13 protein-coding genes are annotated in these 17,472 nt (G+C 72.5%); 5 read left to right on the plus strand and 8 right to left on the minus strand.

Annotation, left to right across the window (positions count from 1 at the left end; translation table 11 throughout):
- The first annotated feature begins 151 nt into the window (after nucleotides 1–151).
- Nucleotides 152–1,114: a hypothetical protein gene (locus tag AB0D01_RS08515; RefSeq protein WP_363054324.1), complete on the plus strand. Its 963-nt coding sequence runs from the start codon at nucleotides 152–154 to the stop codon at nucleotides 1,112–1,114.
- Here AB0D01_RS08515 and AB0D01_RS08520 read toward each other — a convergent pair.
- On the minus strand, nucleotides 1,090–1,995 hold the full coding sequence (locus AB0D01_RS08520) for a pyridoxamine 5'-phosphate oxidase family protein (RefSeq protein ID WP_363054325.1): 906 nt from the start codon (nucleotides 1,993–1,995) through the stop codon (nucleotides 1,090–1,092). The genes AB0D01_RS08515 and AB0D01_RS08520 overlap by 25 nt on opposite strands.
- A 56-nt stretch (nucleotides 1,996–2,051) precedes the next feature.
- Complete coding sequence (locus AB0D01_RS08525; RefSeq protein ID WP_363054326.1) at nucleotides 2,052–2,510, minus strand: VOC family protein; 459 nt, start codon at nucleotides 2,508–2,510, stop codon at nucleotides 2,052–2,054.
- Between the two features lie 144 nt (nucleotides 2,511–2,654).
- Between AB0D01_RS08525 and AB0D01_RS08530 the strand changes: the two genes are divergently transcribed.
- A complete protein-coding gene (locus AB0D01_RS08530) occupies nucleotides 2,655–3,224 on the plus strand; it encodes a CGNR zinc finger domain-containing protein (protein WP_363054327.1) in 570 nt (189 codons plus the stop codon).
- Nucleotides 3,225–3,498: 274 nt separating this feature from the next.
- The gene (locus AB0D01_RS08535) at nucleotides 3,499–6,828 is read left to right on the plus strand and encodes a S8 family serine peptidase (protein WP_363054328.1); all 3,330 of its coding nucleotides are present in this window, start codon (nucleotides 3,499–3,501) and stop codon (nucleotides 6,826–6,828) included.
- Between the two features lie 130 nt (nucleotides 6,829–6,958).
- Here AB0D01_RS08535 and AB0D01_RS08540 read toward each other — a convergent pair whose 3' ends face one another.
- Complete coding sequence (locus AB0D01_RS08540; protein ID WP_363054329.1) at nucleotides 6,959–8,455, minus strand: M28 family metallopeptidase; 1,497 nt, start codon at nucleotides 8,453–8,455, stop codon at nucleotides 6,959–6,961.
- 263 nt (nucleotides 8,456–8,718) lie between these two features.
- Between AB0D01_RS08540 and AB0D01_RS08545 the strand changes: the two genes are divergently transcribed.
- Nucleotides 8,719–9,750, plus strand: a complete 1,032-nt coding sequence (locus AB0D01_RS08545; RefSeq protein WP_363054330.1) for an aspartate-semialdehyde dehydrogenase — start codon at nucleotides 8,719–8,721, stop codon at nucleotides 9,748–9,750.
- Between the two features lie 69 nt (nucleotides 9,751–9,819).
- Here AB0D01_RS08545 and AB0D01_RS08550 read toward each other — a convergent pair whose 3' ends face one another.
- Nucleotides 9,820–10,317, minus strand: coding sequence for a DUF1203 domain-containing protein (locus tag AB0D01_RS08550; protein WP_363054331.1), 498 nt, complete (start codon nucleotides 10,315–10,317; stop codon nucleotides 9,820–9,822).
- A 139-nt stretch (nucleotides 10,318–10,456) separates the two neighbouring features.
- On the opposite strand from AB0D01_RS08550, the gene pepN reads away from it, so the two are divergent.
- A complete protein-coding gene (pepN, locus tag AB0D01_RS08555; RefSeq protein WP_363054332.1) occupies nucleotides 10,457–13,036 on the plus strand; it encodes an aminopeptidase N in 2,580 nt (859 codons plus the stop codon).
- A 52-nt stretch (nucleotides 13,037–13,088) separates the two neighbouring features.
- Here pepN and AB0D01_RS08560 read toward each other — a convergent pair whose 3' ends face one another.
- The 4 genes from AB0D01_RS08560 to AB0D01_RS08575 all read right to left on the minus strand — a co-directional run bounded on the left by AB0D01_RS08560 (nucleotide 13,089) and on the right by AB0D01_RS08575 (nucleotide 17,348).
- Nucleotides 13,089–14,000: a LysR family transcriptional regulator gene (locus AB0D01_RS08560; RefSeq protein WP_363054333.1), complete on the minus strand. Its 912-nt coding sequence runs from the start codon at nucleotides 13,998–14,000 to the stop codon at nucleotides 13,089–13,091.
- Between the two features lie 10 nt (nucleotides 14,001–14,010).
- Complete coding sequence (locus tag AB0D01_RS08565) at nucleotides 14,011–14,859, minus strand: DMT family transporter (RefSeq protein WP_363054529.1); 849 nt, start codon at nucleotides 14,857–14,859, stop codon at nucleotides 14,011–14,013.
- Nucleotides 14,860–15,051: 192 nt separating this feature from the next.
- Nucleotides 15,052–15,993 (minus strand): EamA family transporter, encoded by a 942-nt coding sequence (locus tag AB0D01_RS08570; protein WP_363054334.1) that lies wholly within the window; start codon nucleotides 15,991–15,993, stop codon nucleotides 15,052–15,054.
- Nucleotides 15,994–16,064: 71 nt separating this feature from the next.
- Nucleotides 16,065–17,348: an MFS transporter gene (locus AB0D01_RS08575; protein ID WP_363054335.1), complete on the minus strand. Its 1,284-nt coding sequence runs from the start codon at nucleotides 17,346–17,348 to the stop codon at nucleotides 16,065–16,067.
- Nucleotides 17,349–17,472 lie beyond the last annotated feature (124 nt).

Raw genomic sequence — 17,472 nt, forward strand, 5'->3', positions numbered from 1 at the left:
GCCGGGGAGGGCGGGGCCGGAGAGGATGCGGCCGAACGGGGGCACGTCATCGGCAGTCGAACGCCCGTACTTTAGCCCCGTCTTGTCCGCATTTGTCGACGAACGTGTAACAGGCGTTAGCAAGGCCATGGCCTGAGGGAATCACCGCGTCATGAACCAGAACGCACCCCTCCCCCTCGCCCACCTCACCGCCAGCCGCCCCCGCGTCCTGACGGTCGCCCAGCTCCGCGAGCACGGCGTCAGCGCCTCCGACGCAGCGGGCCGGCCCTGGCAGCAGGTGCTGCCCGGGGTGTTCCTGCTCCACTCCGGCCCCGCGACCAGCGAGGAGCGGCTCCACGCGGCCCTGCTGTACGCCGGCCGGCGCGGCAGCGGCGAGGTGATGATCACCGGGCTGGCCGCCCTCGCGCTCTACCGGTTCTCCTCCGCCCCCGCCCTGCTCGCCCTCTCGCACATCGACGTGCTCGTCCCGAACACCCGTCGGCTGCGCTCCACCGGCGACGTCCGCGTCGTCCGCGCGCACACCCCGCCCCGCCCGGTGGAGGTCACCGGACTGCCGGTGGCCCCCGTGGCGCGGGCCGTCGCCGACGCCGTGGCGCAGCTCTCCGACGCGGGCACGGTGCGCCGCGTGCTCAGCGAGGCCGTCCGGGCCGGACACTGCGAGCCGACGGCCGTCGTCCGGGAGCTGACCGTGGCCCGGCTGCTGAACCGACCGCACGTGGTCGACGCCGTCGAGTCCCTCCTCGCCGAGGGCCGGGCCATCGCCGAGCACCGGCTGTACCAGCTGGTGCGCGGCTACGAACTCCCCGAGCCCGTCTGGAACGTGGACCTGCGCCTGCCCGGCGGCCCGCACCTCGGCGGCGTGGACGCGTACTGGCCCGAGCAGGCCGTGGCCGTCGAGATCGACACCCGCGCGCCCCGCCAGGGCGAGGACGAGGACTGGGCGGAGGCCGTCCGCAAGCGCGAGACGTTGGAGCGCCTCGGGGTGACCGTCCTGTACCTGACCCCCCGCAAGCTGCGCGACTGGCCGGAGCAGCAGGCGGCCGTCGTACGCACCGCCCTGACCGCCTCCGACGACCGCGAACCCGCCGCCTACCTGGTCGTGCTGCCCCGGTGAGCCGGCGGCGGCGGATTGGCCGGGGAGTACTCCGGCCCGCTCCAGCGCAGCCGCCCCGGGTGCAGGGCCTCGACGACCGCGTCCACGGTGAAGCGCACGAGCCGCTCCCCGTCCGCGCCGAACTCGGTCCGGGCCCGCCCGCTCAGCTGGAGCACGCCCCCGCCCTCCCAGTCGGGGAACAGGAGGCCCGCCCGCTCGTCGGCGGCCAGGTTCCCCAGGGTCAGGAACATCGCGTTGCCCGGGTAGTCCGGCCAGGCCAGCTCCGTCGGCGAGAGCACCTCGACGAAGCCGGGCATGCCGCCCCGATGGCTCGCGTCGACCCCGTCGGCCCCGTCGGTGGTGGCGACGAAGAAGGTGTCGGCGGCGCGCACCGCCCGCTCCTGGTCCGGGACGAGCGCCGGCCCGCGCCGCAGCACTCCGGGCCCGTCGAGCACCCGCTCCACCGGCTGTCGCCGCTGGAGGTACTTCGGGCAGTTGGCGAAGACCCGCCGCGCCCGTACCGCGAACCCGCCCGGCGCGACGTCGAGCGCCCCGTTCAGCCGCATCCGGCGGCGGGTGCGCGGGTCGAGGGCGATGGTGCCCACCGGGGCGCCGGCCAGGGCGAGCGCCTCCGCGAGGGGGTCCCCGACCGGCGGACCGCCGAGGACCGCGATCCGGTCCCGCGCGGTCGCCCGGACGAACCCGGGCGCGCCGGCGATGAGCGAGGCCCACAGTCGGCCCTCCCCGTCGCCCGCGCCGACGACCAGGTGCGGCTGTTCGGTCAGGAACCGCGCCGCGACGTCCTTGATGTCCGCGCCGATCGCCCGGCCGACGTGCTCGGCCGCCTCCCGGACGCCGACCCGCTCCTGTACGTCCAGCGAACCCCGGTGGTAGCGCTCCACGACCCTCTCCCCTCTTCGACGACGAACGGGCGGCCCCGTCGGCAGCCCGACTGGGTCTAGAAGAATCCGCAGGTGGGGGCGGATCCCGTGGGGGCGGACGCGCCCTCGACCCCGGTGGACACGGAGATCTCCAGGCGGGTCCCGTCCGGGTCGTGGAAGAAGATCCCGCCCGAGGCGGACCCCTCCTGGTGGGCCACGACCCCCTCGTGGGCGAACGCGACGCCCAGGCCGCGCAGCCGCTCCTCGTACGCCCGCACCTCCTCGACCGCCTCCGCGGAGAAGGCGAGGTGGTGCAGACCGGCCGCGGTGGGCGCGTACGGGCCGGCGGCCTGCTGCCAGAGCGTGAGGACGAGCTCGCCGTCCCGGCCGAGGAAGGCGAAGCGCCGGTCCTCCTCCTTGCCCTCGCCGAGCAGGTCGAAGCCGAGGGCCTCCCGGTAGAAGGCGAGCGAGCGGTCCAGGTCGGTGACGTTCAGGCCCACGTGTCCGGTGCGGAGCGAGCCGACGGCGGTCGTCATGACGGGTTCCCTTCCCCAGGCGGAGGAGATCCCGGAGGCCCCGGAATCTCTAACCTTCTAAATCGAGATTAAGGGTTAGAGTCGATGGCGTCAACCGGTCACGTACTCTTGAGGGGTTAGCCGAGCGAGGAGACGGACACGGACATGACGGCGCACACCACCCCGGACCCCCGCCCCCTGACGGGCGAGCCGCTCTCGCTCGACCTGCTGAACACGCGCTGGATGGACGACGGCACGGTGGCGGACCTCTTCGCCGGGGCCTTCGGACTGACCCGCGTGGAGGGCCTGGCGGTGTGGCTGAACGGCGTCGGCCTGGCCGACCGCTTCCGCGCCGACGCCGCGACCCTCGTCCACCTGCTGACCGCACGCGAGTCGCTCGCCCGCGCGGTGGCCGACCCGGCGGACGCGGGCGCGCGCGCCCTGGTCGACGCCGTCCTGGAGCACGGGCGCATCCGGGCCACCCTCACCGCCGAAGGGCCGGGCGAGCGGGCCGAGTTCGCCGATCCCGCCTGGGGGCCCGCCTGGCTCGCAGCCCGCGACTACCTGGAACTGCTGGGCGGTTCGCCCGACCGGATCCGCAAGTGCGCCTCCGAGAGCTGCGTCCTGCACTTCCACGACACCTCGCGCAACGGCACCCGCCGCTGGTGCTCGATGGCCGCGTGCGGCAACCGCGCGAAGGCGTCCCGGCATTACGCGCGCACGCGCGTGCGCTGAATGATCGGAATGTGTCACACCTGTGGCGAGACGCGATCCCGTGCCGACCGCCCACTGAGGCCGAGAAGTCGATAAATCGACTCGAATAGCCCCTCGCTTCGCCCGACCCTGCCCGGATATCTCCCCGCCGGCGCGTTCACCGCGCCGGCGGGTTTCCGCCATGTCAGGTCTCGGTCAATAACAACACTCCCCAAACAGCTGTCACTTGCGCAAAGCTGACCGGTCATCCGGCACCGAATTCCGGACCGTATCTTTCACTTAGCCAGGGATGCTGATGACCCTCGACTCCACCGGCTCCACCACCGGGGCGATACCCGGCGCCAGGCGCGTGGCCCGCGTCGCGGCGGCCGCGGGCCTCGTGGCCGCGCTGTGCGCCACCGGCGCGATGCCCGCCTTCGCGGCGGACGGCCCCACCACCCCCGCCACCCCGCCGGTCAAGTCGGCCGACCAGAAGCTCGGTTCGGCCGACGTCGAACTGCTCCAGGAGGCCAAGGCCAAGGGTGACGCGACCGTCACCGTCATGGTCGCGACCGCCCCCGGACAGACCAAGCAGGTCGCCGACCAGCTCGGTACCGTCCAGGGCGCCTCGGTGGGCCGGACGTACGACCAGCTCGGCTACGTCCGCGCCACCCTGCCGACCGACAAGGCGGAAGCCGCGCTGAAGTCGGCCGTCAAGCTCGACTCCGTGCACGGCGTCGACCTGCGCCACGAGATCCAGCTGCCGGACCCCCGTCCGGAGTCGGACCGCGAGACCGGCACGGTCAAGAAGACCGCCTCCGAGACGTACGCGGCGCCGGACAAGAACACTCCGGCGAAGAACCCGTACAACCCGTCCTTCGAGACCGGTTCGGTGGACTTCGTCAAGAAGAATCCCACCGCCGACGGCCGGGGCGTGACCATCGGCATCATGGACTCGGGCGTCGACGTCGGCCACCCGGCGCTCCAGAAGACCACCACCGGCGAGCGCAAGATCGTCGACTGGGTCACCGCGACCGACCCGATCACGGACAACGACGCGACCTGGCGCCCCCAGGTCACCCCCGTCACCTCCGCGGGCGGCGCGTTCAGCGCCGGCGGCGCCAACTGGAAGGCCCCCGAGGGCACCTTCCAGTGGAGCCGCTTCACCGAGTCGATCACCGCCACCGGTGACATGAAGGGCGACGTCAACCGCGACGGTGACACCACCGACCGGTTCGGCATGCTCTACGACCCGGTCGCCGGGACCGTCCGCGTCGACACCGACCAGGACAACGACTTCACGAACAACGAGCCGATGAAGCCGTACAAGGACGGCTACCAGATCGGCTGGTTCGGCACGGACAACCCGGCGACCGAGGTCGCCGAGCGCATCCCGTTCGTGATCGAGATCCGCAAGGACGTCCCGATGGACCCGCTGGGCGGGGACTGGGTCGGCAAGAAGGTCGACTTCGTCAACATCGGCATCATCGAGTCCGAGCACGGCACGCACGTCGCGGGCATCACCGCCGCCAACGGCCTCTTCGGCGGCCAGATGAACGGCCAGGCCCCGGGCGCCAAGCTCGTCTCCTCCCGCGCCTGCTCCTGGTCCGGCGGCTGCACCAACATCGCGCTGACCGAGGGCATGATCGACCTCGTCGTCAACCGCGGCGTCGACATCGTCAACATGTCGATCGGTGGCCTGCCGGCGCTCAACGACGGCAACAACGCCCGCTCGGAGCTCTACAAGAACCTCATCGACACCTACGGTGTCCAGCTCGTCATCTCGGCGGGCAACGAGGGTCCCGGCGTCAACACCATCGGCGACCCCGGCCTGGCCGACAAGGTCGTCTCCGTGGGCGCGGCGGTCTCCAAGGAGACCTGGGCCGCCAACTACGGCTCCGGCGTGAGCAAGAAGTACAACATGTTCCCGTTCTCCTCGCGCGGTCCGCGTGAGGACGGCGGCTTCACGCCGACCATCACCGCCCCCGGCGCGGCCATCAACACCATCCAGACCTGGCTGCCCGGCGCCCCCGTGAAGGAGGCCGGCTACAACCTGCCGGCCGGTTACGGCATGCTCCAGGGCACCTCGATGTCCTCGCCGCAGGCCGCGGGCGCGAGCGCCCTGCTCATCTCCGCCGCCAAGCAGGCGAACATCGCCCTGAAGCCGGCGAACCTGCGCGTCGCGCTCACCAGCTCGGCGAAGAAGATCGACGACGTCCCGGCGCACGCCCAGGGCTCCGGTCTGCTCAACGTCCCCGCCGCCTGGGAGGCAATCCAGCGTGGCGCCAAGGCCGAGGAGTTCACCGTCAAGGCGCCGGTCGACACCGCGATCGACCAGTTCCTGAAGACCCCGGGCTTCGGCACCGGCATCTACGACCGCGAGGGCGGCCTGAAGGTCGGCCAGAAGAAGGTCTACGACGTCGTCGTCACCCGCACCACCGGCGTCAAGTACGGCACCCGCCACAACCTGAGCTGGCGCACCAACGACGGCTTCAAGGTCATCGGCGGCTACGACTACGTCACGCTGCCGCTGAACAAGCCCGTCACCATCAAGGTCGAGGCCAACGTCAAGTCGGCCGGCGTCCACAGCGGCATCCTCCAGCTCGACGACCCGACCACCGAGGGCATCGACAAGCAGGTCCTCGCCACGGTCGTCGCCTCCACCCCGCTGGCGAAGCCGTCCTTCAAGCTGTCGGACACCTCCTCCGTCCAGCGCAACAGCCACAAGTCGTACTTCGTCACCGTCCCCCAGGGCACCAAGACCCTCGAGGTCGCCCTCGGCGGTCTGAAGCCGGGCAGCCAGACGCGCTTCATCTCGATCCACCCGTACGGTGTGGGCGTCGAGGACAGCGCGACCACGCAGTGCTACCCGAACTACGACAACCCGGCGAACACCTGCCGCCCCGACCTGCGCTCGTACAACGAGCCGGTCCCGGGCGTCTGGGAGATCGAGGTCGAGTCGCGCCGTACGTCGCCGCTGCTCGACAACCCGTTCAAGCTGGACATCTCGGTGCTCGGCGCGAGCTTCGACCCGGCCGTGAAGGTCCTGCCCGAGGTCAAGCAGGGCACCCCGGCGCCGGTCCAGTGGACCGTCAAGAACGAGGCCGCGGCCATCTCCGGCGGCAAGCTCGCCGGTGGCCCGCTCGGCAGCGCGAAGGTCGCCAAGCCCACCATCGCCAACGGTGAGACCCACACCTCCGAGGTCACGATCGGCGAGGGCGTCTCGCGCCTCGACGTCGCGATCGGCAAGGTCTCCGACACGGGCGCCGACCTCGACCTCGAGGTCTACAAGGACGGCGTCAAGGTCGGCTCGGCCGCCGACGGCGACTCCGAGGAGGCCGTGAGCCTGGTCAAGCCGGCCGCCGGCACCTACACCGTCAAGGTGATCGGTTACGCGGTCCCGGCCGGCACCACCACGTACGACTACCGCGACGTGTTCTTCTCGGCCGGTCTGGGCTCCGTCCAGGTCGACGAGGCCGCCACGGTGAACCTCGCCACCGGCGCCTCGGCGCAGGTCTCGGCGAAGGTCCTGGTCAACAGCGCGGCCCCCGAGGGCCGTCAGTTCTTCGGCCAGGTCCAGCTGCTCAACGGCCGCGGCACCGCCGCCGGCACCGGCAGCGTGCAGATCGACAAGGTCCTCCCGTAAGGGCGTGACCGCGTGAACGCATGACGGAGGGGCGGGCGCCCGCATCGGGCGCCCGCCCCTTCGTCGTTCTCCCCCGCCCCCCCCGGGCCGGATTCCCCCGCCGCCGCTGCCGCGTCACCGCGTCACGGCGTCACTTCCCGAGCGAGCTCAGGTCCTGGGCGTAGGTGCCCACCGCGTGGGCGATCACGTCGAGGTTGGTGTCGAAGGCCTTGAGGTCGATGTTCCTCAGGTCGTCGCCCGCCCCGTGGTAGTTCGGGTCGTACGGCGCCCCGGCCTTGCCGCCGTAACGCTTCGCCTGCTCCGGGGTCTTGATGCCCTCGGCGCCCGTGAAGGTGCCGCCGGCCGGGATGCCGTTCGCGATGAACGGGCCGTAGTCGGAGCGCCCGTCGAAGTCGCTGCCCTCGTGCGGCTTGCCCTTGCGGTCGAGGAAGCCGTTGATCAGCGCCTCGATCTGCGCCGAGCCGGCCGGGCCGGCGCCCGCTCCGGTGCGGTCCGAGTCGTCGCCGTCGTAGACGAACTGCGCGGGGTTCGGCGAGGCGATCATGTCGAAGTTCAGGTAGAGCGCGATGTCCTTCTTCTGCTTCTCGGACAACTGCGCGACGTAGTGCTCGGAGCCCAGCAGGCCCAGCTCCTCGGCCGACCACCAGGCGAAGCGCACCTTGTTGGCGGGCTGCTTGCCCTTGCCCTTCTTGTTCGCCCCCTCGTCGGCGAGCCTGAGGGCCACCTCCAGCAGACCGGCCGAGCCCGAGCCGTTGTCGTTGATGCCCGGCCCCTCGGCGACGGAGTCCAGGTGGGCCCCCACGGTCACCACCCGGTCGGCGCGACCGCCGCGGGTCTCGGCGATCACGTTGCGGGTGGTCTTCCTCACGTGCTCCTGGTCCAGGTCCAGGCGCACCCGGACCTCGCCCTTCGCGGCGGCGGCGGTCAGCGCCTCGCCGTCGGCCAGGGTGATGCCGGCGCTCGGGATGATCCCCTCGGCCGGGGTGGAGAACCCGCCGCGGACCGGGGTGGTGCCGCTGTGGTTGTAGACGATCACGCCGACGGCGCCGGCCGCCGCGGCGGCGTTCTGCTTCTCCACGAAGGTGCAGGAACCCCGCTTGACCAGGGCGATCTTCCCGGCGAACGCGCCCGCCGGGTAGTCGTCGGCGGTGCAGCCGGGGGTGTCGTCCACGCGCGCGAGGGCGAGCGGGGCGGTCAGTCCACCGGCGGGGGTGGACTTGGTGTAGGTGAAGGCGGCCGTCGCGAGCTCGCGCGGTTCGGCGCCGAGGAGGGTGGTCCGCTCCGTCCTGGTGTGCGCCTCGTGGATGTCGAAGTCCTGGTAGGAGACCTGGTAGCCGGCCTTCTTCAGGGTGTCGTGGACGTAGGCGGCGGAGGCGGCGTGGCCGGGGGTGCCCGCGGCGCGGTTGCCGCCGTTGGCGTCGGCGATCTTCTGGAACCGCTCCAGGTGGCGGTAGGCGCCGCGCGCGGTGACCTCCTCGACCAGCTCCTTGGCGAGCCGGCCCTCGCGCGGGGCGCGCTCGTGGGCCGACGCCGGAGCGGCGGCGAGCAGGACGGGCGCGGCGACGGCGACGGCCGCGAGGGCGGCGAGGGCCGGTATGGACCGGCGGTGGTGGCGGATGTCCCGCACGGTGGTTCTCCCCGGGTGGTCGGCGTTTCGACTTCTGGTACGCCGCATCCGGATAGCGGACGCGACAGAAGGGACGCTAACCGGCTCTGAACAGGCAAAACGCCTCATCGGGGGTCGTGCAACACTGCCGTCACGGACTCGTCACGCGGGTTCACACGAGGGACACCGTCCGTACCTCGGACAATGGATTGGACAAGGCTCGTGGGGTCGAACGCATGATGGCCTCACGCGCGCCCGCGTCGTACGTACCAAAAGGAGTCACCGTGAGGGTCGGAATCGTCGGAGCCACCGGACAGGTCGGCGGAGTCATGCGCGGCATCCTGGCCGAGCGGAAGTTCCCGGTGGACGAGCTGCGGCTGTTCGCCTCGGCCCGTTCGGCGGGCTCCACCGTGGAGTGGGAGGGCCGCGAGATCACCATCGAGGACGCCTCCGCGGCCGACTACTCCGGCCTGGACATCGTGCTCTTCTCGGCCGGCGGCGCCACCTCCCGGGCCCTCGCCGAGAAGGTCGCCTCCCAGGGCGCCGTCGTGATCGACAACTCCTCCGCCTGGCGCGGCGACCCCGAGGTCCCGCTCGTGGTCTCCGAGGTCAACCCGCACGCGATCAAGAATCGCCCCAAGGGCATCATCGCGAACCCGAACTGCACCACCATGGCCGCGATGCCCGTGCTGCGCCCGCTGCACGAGGAGGCCGGCCTGACCGCGCTGGTCGCCACCACCTACCAGGCCGTGTCCGGCTCCGGCCTGGCCGGCGTCGCCGAGCTCAAGGGCCAGGCCTGCGCGCTCTCCGAGGCTGCCGACCAGCTGACCTTCGACGGCGAGGCCCTCGACTTCCCCGAGCCGCAGGTCTACAAGCGGCCGATCGCGTACAACGTGGTCCCGCTCGCGGGCAACCTGGTCGACGACGGCTCCTTCGAGACCGACGAGGAGCAGAAGCTCCGCAACGAGTCCCGCAAGATCCTGGAGATCCCGGAGCTCAAGGTCTCCGGCACCTGCGTGCGCGTGCCCGTCTTCTCCGGCCACTCCCTCCAGGTCAACGCCCGTTTCGCCCGCCCGGTCTCCGTCGAGCGCGCCTACGAGCTGCTGAAGGACGCGCCCGGCGTCGAGCTGTCCGAGATCCCCACGCCCCTCCAGGCCGCTGGCAAGGACGCCTCGTACGTGGGCCGCATCCGCGTGGACGAGACCGTCGACAACGGCCTCGCGCTGTTCCTGTCGAACGACAACCTGCGCAAGGGCGCGGCGCTGAACGCCGTGCAGATCGCGGAGCTCGTCGCCGAGGAGCTGCGCCGCGGCTGATCCCGCCCCGGCCCGCGTGAGGGGGCGGCGCCGCTCCGGCGCCGCCCCCTTGCGCGTCCCCGTCCGGGATCAGGGCCTTCGGACCTCGAAGAGGAAGCAGCCGAACTCGACCGCGCGCACGTGGACGAGGGCGGTCCGCGGGTCGGCGAAGGCCTCGGTCAGGGCGTCCTCGATCTCGGCGGCCGGTTCCTCGCCGAGGGAGAGGACCCGGCCGCCGAGGATCCGGCCCCGGGCGTCGTAGCGGCGGGCGGCGCGCAACGCGCCGGGGTGGGCGAAGGGAGGGCCGTCCGCCTCGGCCGGGCCGCCGCAGTCCTCGGCGTGGATGAACACCGGGCCCTGCTCGTCGTAGGCGCCCGGATCGACGCCTGCGCCACGCGCCCAGCGGCGCAGGGGGGCGTAGGAGACGAGCGCGATGTTCTCGCCGGCCCGGCTCCGCCGCAGGCAGCAGCGCAGCGGAGCGTCTCCCTCCGGGTCGGTGTACGGCAGGCAGGGGCGGTCGGCGTCGTCGCGCGAGCGCAGTGCGGCGAGCGCCTCGGGGGCGATGGGGAGTGCGGCGTACGGGTTCATGCGCCCCAGGGTGGGCGCGCGAACGGGGCGGAGCCGGCGGAAAACGGACGCGGCGTTCGCCCGTGGATTACTCCTGCCCGGTGACGTGGCCCGCGTGGAAGGATGGCGGGGCAACGTCACCATCAAAGGAGATGACCGCGTGCCTGGCACGAATCTCACCCGTGAAGAGGCTCAGCAGCGGGCGAAGCTGCTCACCGTCGACTCGTACGAGGTCGAACTCGATCTCAGCGGTGCGCAGGAGGGCGGCACGTACCCCTCCGTGACCACCGTGCGCTTCCGGTCCGCCGAGGCCGGCGCCGAGACCTTCATCGACCTGGTCGCGCCCGCCGTGCACGAGGTCGTCCTGAACGGCAAGTCGCTCGACGTGGCCGCCGTCTTCCGGGACTCGCGCATCGCGCTGAAGCACCTGGCCGCCGGGGACAACGAGCTCCGCGTCGTCGCGGACTGCGCGTACACGAACACCGGTGAGGGCCTGCACCGCTTCGTCGACCCGGTCGACCAGCAGGCCTACCTGTACACCCAGTTCGAGGTGCCGGACGCGCGGCGGGTCTTCGCCAGCTTCGAGCAGCCCGACCTGAAGGCGACGTTCCGGTTCACCGTGACGGCCCCCGAGGGCTGGACCGTCATCTCGAACTCCCCGACCCCGGAGCCGAAGGACCGCGTGTGGGCCTTCGAGCCGACCCCGCGGATCTCCACGTACATCACGGCGCTGATCGTGGGCCCGTACCACGCGGTGCACAGCTCCTACGAGGGCCCGGACGGGCAGTCCGTCCCGCTCGGCATCTACTGCCGCCCCTCGCTGGCCGAGTTCCTCGACGCGGACGCGATCTTCGACGTCACGCGGCAGGGCTTCGACTGGTTCCAGGAGAAGTTCGCCTACGACTACCCGTTCGCCAAGTACGACCAGCTCTTCGTCCCGGAGTTCAACGCGGGCGCGATGGAGAACGCGGGCGCGGTCACCATCCGCGACCAGTACGTCTTCCGCTCCAAGGTGACGGACGCGGCGTACGAGGTGCGCGCCGAGACCATCCTGCACGAGCTGGCGCACATGTGGTTCGGCGACCTGGTCACCATGGAGTGGTGGAACGACCTGTGGCTGAACGAGTCCTTCGCCACGTACACCTCGATCGCCTGCCAGGCCTACGCCGAGGGCTCGAAGTGGCCGCACGCGTGGACCACGTTCGCCAACTCCATGAAGACCTGGGCGTACCGGCAGGACCAGCTGCCGTCCACGCACCCGATCATGGCCGACATCCGTGACCTGGACGACGTCCTCGTCAACTTCGACGGCATCACCTACGCCAAGGGCGCCTCGGTGCTCAAGCAGCTGGTGGCCTACGTCGGCCAGGACGCCTTCTTCAAGGGCGTGCAGGCGTACTTCAAGGCGCACGCCTTCGGGAACACGCGGCTGTCCGACCTGCTGGGCGCGCTGGAGGAGACCTCCGGCCGCGACCTGACGGCCTGGTCGAAGGCGTGGCTGGAGACGGCCGGCATCAACGTCCTGCGCCCGGAGATCACGACCGACGAGAACGGCTCCGTCACCGCCTTCGCGATCCGCCAGGAGGCCCCGGCCCTGCCGGCCGGCGCCAAGGGCGAGCCGGTCCTGCGCCCGCACCGCATCGCGGTGGGCCTGTACGAGCTCCAGGACGGCAAGCTGGTCCGCACCGACCGGATCGAGCTGGACATCGACGGCGAGCTGACGGCGGTGCCGGAGCTCGTCGGGCGGGCCCGCCCGACGGTCGTGCTCCTCAACGACGACGACCTGTCCTACGCCAAGGTCCGCCTCGACGAGGTGTCGCTGGCGAACGTCACCGCGCACCTCGGCGACTTCACCGAATCGCTGCCGCGCGCGCTGTGCTGGGCCTCGGCCTGGGACATGACGCGCGACGGCGAGCTGGCGACCCGCGACTACCTGGCGCTGGTGCTGTCCGGCATCGGCAAGGAGTCGGACATCGGCGTCGTGCAGTCCCTGCACCGTCAGGTGAAGCTGGCCGTGGACCTGTACGCCGACCCGGCGTGGCGCGAGCAGGGCCTCGCGACCTGGACCGAGGCCACCCGCGAGCACCTGCTCGCGGCCGAGGCGGGCAGCGACCACCAGCTGGCGTGGGCCCGGGCCTTCGCGGCCACGGCCCGCACCGAGGAGCAGCTGACGTACCTGGCCGCGCTCCTGGACGGTTCCGCGACCGTCGAGGGCCTGGTCGTGGACACGGAGCTGCGCTGGGCGTTCCTGGAGCGCCTCGTCGCGACCGGGACCCTCGACGAGCCGGCCGTCGCGGCCGAGCTGGAGCGGGACGCCACGGCCGCCGGCGAGCGCCACGCGGCCACGGCGCGCGCCGCGCGCCCGACGCGGGAGGCCAAGGCCGAGGCGTGGGCCTCGGTGGTGGACTCCGGCGACCTGCCGAACGCGGTGCAGGAGGCGGTGATCGGCGGCTTCGTCCAGACCGACCAGCGCGAACTGCTCGCCCCGTACGCGGCCACGTACTTCGAGCGGGTCAAGGAGGTCTGGGACACCCGCAGCCACGAGATCGCGCAGCAGGTGGCGGTGGGCCTCTACCCGTCGCTCCAGGTCTCCCGCGAGACCCTGGACGCCACGGACGCCTGGCTGGCCTCGGCCGAGCCGAACGCGGGTCTGCGCCGTCTGGTGTCGGAGGCCCGCGCGGGCGTGGAGCGCGCCCTGCGCGCCCAGGCCGCCGACGCGGCGGCCGCCGACCGCGGCTGACCCTCCCCGGTCACAGAGGGGGCGCGGCCCGACCGCGCCCCCTTTCGCGCTCCTACGAGGCCTGCGCGAGCCTCTCGGCCGCCGTGCGCAGGGCCCGCAGGACCCGGGAGACCGCGGGCCCGCTCTCGGCGCCGCGCCGCAGCGCGGCGATGACGTGCCGGGTCGGGCGGTCGTGGTCGAGGACGCGTACGGTCACGCCCGAGGCGCGGGCGGAGACCATGCGGGGCACCAGGGCCACGCCCATGCCCGCCTCCACCATGGCCAGGATCGCCGTCCACCCGGACGCCGTGTGCGCCCGCTGCGGCACGAACCCGGCCGCCTCGCAGGCGCCGCGCGTGATCTCCGACCAGGGGCCGCTGCCCCCGTAGATCCACCGCTCCGCCGCCAGGTCGGCCAGTCGCAGGTCGGGGGCGGCGGCCAGCGGGTGGTCGGGCGGCAGGGCCACGTCGAGGGGGTCCTCCAGCAGGGTGACCCGGGTGAAGCGGGGGTCGCCGCCGACCGGCGCGTGCGGGGCCAGGGACAGCGCGAGGTCCACGTCCCGGGTGGACAGCAGCTCCCAGGACTCGGCGGCCTCGGTCTCGCGGACGCGGACCTCGATGCCCGGGTGGCTGCGCCTCAGGGCGGCCACGGCGGGGACGACCAGCACCGGGACCGCCGTGGAGAAGGCCCCGACCCGCACCTCGCCGGCCTCGCCCGCGAGGTACCCGGCGAGTTCGGCGTCGGCCCGTTCCAGCTGGGCGAACACGGTCTCGGTGTGCCGCAGTACGAGGCGGGCCGCGTCGGTGAGCCGTACGCGTCGCCCCTGGGCCTCCAGCAGCGGCACCCCCACCTGCCGGGCGAGGTTGGTCAGGGCCTGCGAGACGGCCGAGGGCGTCATGTGCAGCGCCTCGGCCGTCGCGGTCACGGTGCCCCGGTCGGCCAGGGTCCGCAGGATCCGGAGTTTCTTCAGGTCCCATTCGGTCACGGACCCGAAGCTACCGTCGGGCGACACTCGACAGTCCGACCCCGCCCAGGATCAGCGCCATGCACAGCAGTTGCGCGGGGCCGGTCTCCTCGCCGAGCAGCAGCAGGCCGAGTCCGGCGACGCACACCGGCTGGAGGTAGTAGACGACTCCGGCGCGGGCCGCCCCGATGAGGGTGATGGCCTTGTTCCAGGCGAAGAAGGCGACGGCGGAGGAGAAGACGCCGATGTAGAGGAGTTGGCCGAGGGTGGCGGGGGTGGGTGTGAAGGCGCCCTGGACGGTGACGGAGACGGCGTAGGCGGGGGCCAGCATCAGCGCGCCGAGCACGAAGGTGGTGATCAGGAAGGCGAGTCCGCCGATCTCGGCGGGCTTGCGCTTCAGCAGTGCGCTGTAGGTGGCGAAGGAGAGGGCGGCGGCGAACATCCACAGGTCGCCGGCGCCGAAGTCGAAGCCGATCGAGCCGTCGCCGACCAGGAGCAGGACGCCGAGGGCCGCGAGCAGCAGGCCGAAGGTGCGGCGGGCGCCGAGCCGTTCGCCGCCGAGGCGGGCGTAGCCGGCCATGATGACCGGCGAGGCGGCCATGATCATGCCCATGTTGGCGGCGGAGGTGGTCAGTCCGGCCTGGTGGACGAGGGTGTTGTAGAGGGTGACGCCGAAGAGGGTGGCGAGGGCGACGTAGCCGATGTGGCGGCGGATCAGGGCCCGCTGCCGCCAGGCCTGGCGCGCGGCGAAGGGGGAGACGGCGACGGCGGCGATGACCCAGCGCCAGAAGACGGCCTGGACGGGCGGGACGGTGTCGGCCATGCCCCGGGTGGCGACGAAGCTGCCGGACCAGACGACCGTCGCGACGAGGGCGAGCAGGACGCCGAGTCCGGCGGCCCCCGTGAACCTTCCGCCGGACCCGCCCGTGCCGGGGCCGGCGGGGCGGCCCTCGGACCCGCCGCGCGGCCGGTCCTGCGGCCGCTCCTGCCGCGGTTCCTGTGTGACGGTACGGGCGCCTTCGACGGCCACGGGTGGTCTCCCCCTCGGGGTGTGGTGGTGGGTGGGTCCGCCCTACCGTCGCACCTCGGCATTACCCAGGTCCATCGAATCATTTCGATCAGTTCCTTCAGCCGAGCTGAAAGGTTCCTGGGCGGGCTCCGGCTCGCGGCCCGGGAGCTGTCCCACGATGGTGGCGCCGAAGGCGATCGCCATGCCGATCAGCTGGACGGGGGTCAGCGACTGGCCGAGCGCGGCCCACCCGATGACGGCGGCGGTGAGCGGGGACAGCGGGCCGAGCAGGGTGACGGAGGTGGCGGTGAGCCGGCCGAGGCCGCGGAACCAGAGCCAGTACGCGATCCCGGTGTTGATCAGCATCATGTAGCCGTAGCCGAGGAAGGCCTTGCCGTCGAGCGCGGGCGGCGCCCCCTCGACGAGGGCGGCGATCGGGATGATGACGAGCCCGCCGGCGGTGAGCTGCCAGCCGGTCACGGCCAGCGGACCGACCCCCTCGGGGCGGCCCCACCGCTTGGTCATCACGGTGCCCGCCGCCATGGAGGCGGAGGAGACCACGCCCGCGATGACGCCGACGAGGTCGAGCGCGGCCTCGGCCTTCAGCACCACCATGCTGACGCCGAACGCCCCGACCACGGCGGCCAGTACGGTGCGCGCCCTGGCCCGCTCGCCGAGGAACAGGGCGGCGAGCCCGACGACGAACAGCGGCCCGGCGGCGCCGAGGACGGCGGCGACCCCGCCGGGCAGGCGGTAGGCGGAGAGGAACAGCAGCGGGAAGAAGGCGCCGATGTTGAGGGTGCCGAGGACGGCGGACTTCCACCACCAGTCGCCCTTGGGCAGGGTCCGGGAGAGCGCGACCAGCAGCAGTCCGGCGGGCAGGGCCCGCATGGCCCCGGTGAACAGCGGGCGGTCGGGCGGCAGGAGTTCGGTGGCGACGGCGTAGGTGGATCCCCAGGAGATCGGGGCGAGCGCGGTCAGTGCGACGGTGGCGAGGCGGTTCACGGTGACTCCTCGTACGGCTCGGGCGAAAGGGAGGCTCGGGGGTGGCCCGGCGGCTCAGGCGGTCCGGCGGCTCAGGCCGCCGGGGCGGCGGCGGGGCGCGCCGGCCGCGGGGTCGCCGCGGGCGCCGTCAGCGGCGGGGCGGCGTACACGGCCTCGGCGGGCAGCCGGCGCTCCAGCCTCAGCAGGGCGTACGCGGCGCCGAGGGCGGCGACGGCGAGGACGGCCCACGGCAGCCGGCCGTCGACGGAGAGCAGCGCGGTGAACAGGGACGGCGCGAGGGCGGTGGCCAGGGAGTAGGACAGCTGGTAGGTGGCGAGGTAGCGGCCCCGGACGGCTTCGGGGGCGGCCGAGACCGACAGGGCGCCGCCGGAGGGGCTGTGGATCAGCTCGCCGAGGGTGTAGACGACCACGATGGCCAGCAGGGCGACCAGGGTGACGGTCTGGCCGGGGCGCAGGGTGCCCAGGACGATCTGGCCGATGAAGGCGGCGGCGAAGAGCAGGGAGCCGAGGGCGGCGGAGCGGGTGCGGCGGGCGCCGGAGCGGCGGACGCGGCCGGCGACCAGGACGCCGATGCCGGCGCACAGGACGGTGTTGACGGTGAAGGCGGCTCCGGTGAGGGAGTCGGGCCCGCGCAGCCAGGTGGAGATGTAGAGCGGGAAGAGGACGGACAGGGCGGCGTAGCCCAGCGCGGTGAGGAAGTTGGCGGCGGTCAGGCCGAGGAAGGGGCGGTCGCGCAGCACCATCCGGTATCCGGCGGGCGCCCGCTTCGCGGAGGGGGCGCCGGCCGCGTCGGCCTCGGCGTCGCGGACCGGGCGGACCCGACTGACGAGCAGTCCGGCGAGGGCGAAGGCGAGGGCGTTGCCCCAGGCGGTGTACTGGAAGCCGCCCGTGCCCCACAGGGCGAGCACCCCGGAGACGAGGAGGGCGCCCGCGCCCATGCCGGCGTTCTGCAGGGCCCGGAGGGAGGCCTGGAGCCGGTCGCGGGCGGCGCCGCGCGCCACTTCCCCGATCAGCGACTGCTGGACGACGGGGAAGGAACGGTCGGCGAGCGCGGTGAACAACGCGACGGCGGCGAAGGCCGGCAGGGAGTGCGCGAAGGGGTAGAGGGCGAAGCCGAGGGCGCGGACCGCGTAGAGGACCAGGTTGATCCGGCGGGCGCCGAACCGGTCGATCGCGGAGCCGGCCAGCGGCATGAACGCCAGTCCGGCGAGGCCGGTCACGGTGAGCACCAGTCCGACGAGGGCGAAGGAGAGGCCGGTGACGTGGTGGAAGAAGACGAGCGAGAAGGGGATGTACATGCCGATCCCGATCGCACTGATCCCGACGCCCACGAGCAGGGACCTCTCCCCCGCCACGCGCTCTTCCGGCGCCTTTCCGGACCGCGTCTTCCCGAACCGCTTCATCACTGACTCCCCCAAGTAGCTCACTTGGAAGTAGCTTACCCCTAAGCTACTTTTCGTCAAGCAACTTTCTTGCGAA

The sequence above is a fragment of the Streptomyces sp. NPDC048606 genome (assembly GCF_040650855.1).
Classification (GTDB): domain Bacteria; phylum Actinomycetota; class Actinomycetes; order Streptomycetales; family Streptomycetaceae; genus Streptomyces.

Coding starts and splice junctions, on each gene's coding strand:
- AB0D01_RS08515 (WP_363054324.1), top strand. CDS start 152: ATGAACCAGAACGCACCCCTCCCCCTCGCCCACCTCACCGCCAGCCGC.
- AB0D01_RS08525 (WP_363054326.1), bottom strand. CDS start 2,510: ATGACGACCGCCGTCGGCTCGCTCCGCACCGGACACGTGGGCCTGAAC.
- AB0D01_RS08530 (WP_363054327.1), top strand. CDS start 2,655: ATGACGGCGCACACCACCCCGGACCCCCGCCCCCTGACGGGCGAGCCG.
- AB0D01_RS08535 (WP_363054328.1), top strand. CDS start 3,499: ATGACCCTCGACTCCACCGGCTCCACCACCGGGGCGATACCCGGCGCC.
- AB0D01_RS08550 (WP_363054331.1), bottom strand. CDS start 10,317: ATGAACCCGTACGCCGCACTCCCCATCGCCCCCGAGGCGCTCGCCGCA.